General features: G+C 51.7%; 2 pseudogenes. Both read right to left on the reverse strand.

The features are described from left to right. Positions 1-466: pseudogene (locus tag ACTHUR_RS13305) on the reverse strand (sulfate ABC transporter permease subunit CysW); the annotation flags it as partial. 84 nt (positions 467-550) lie between these two features. Then, a pseudogene (locus ACTHUR_RS13310) lies at positions 551-789 on the reverse strand (molybdate ABC transporter permease subunit); the annotation flags it as partial.

The raw sequence follows: 789 nt of genomic DNA on the forward strand, positions 1-789 counted from the left end.
AGGTAACGAACAGCGTCGCCAAAATAATGCCGGGGATGGCGAAGATAATCTGTATGCCTTGCGCTTCCAGCCAGCCGCCCAATGCCGTGTGCGCGCCGAACAATAAGACGAACATCAAACCGGCCACCACGGGCGATACGGAAAACGGCAAATCGAGCAGGGTAGTCAGCAACTGCTTGCCGCGGAAGTCGAAACGGGTCAGCAGCCACGCCATCGCCACGCCCAAGACGGCATTGACGGGGACGACAATCAGCGCGGTAATCAGCGTCAATTTGATGGCAGACCATGCCTCGGGATCGGTCAAGGATTGCAGGTATAAATCCCAACCGCCTTTTAAGGCCTCATAGAATACGGCAACCAAAGGCACGACCAGCATCAGCAGCAGAAAGCCCAAGGCGGTAGCAGTCAGCAATACGCGCAGCCAACGCGGTTCGCTCAAGTTTGGATTAGTGGAATGGGTTTTCATGTTAGTGAAGTCTCTATTTATTCTTGTATCCTTTTAGGCCGTCTGAAAAATGTTTGCTTGATGTTTCAGACGGCCTGTTGTTTGTTAAACCCTCGCTCCGGCGCGGCGGCTTAAAGTCCATTGCATAATGTTTAAAATCAGCAGGATGACAAATGAAATCATCAGCATAAACAGAGCAACGGCAGACGCGCCCTGAGCATCGTATTGCTCCAGTTTTCCGGTAATAATCAATGGCAGGATTTCAGACACCATCGGAATATTGCCTGCGATGAAAATGACCGAGCCGTATTCGCCGGTAGAGCGGGCAAACATCATGCCTGCAC

This window comes from Neisseria sp. P0021.S007, assembly GCF_051956855.1.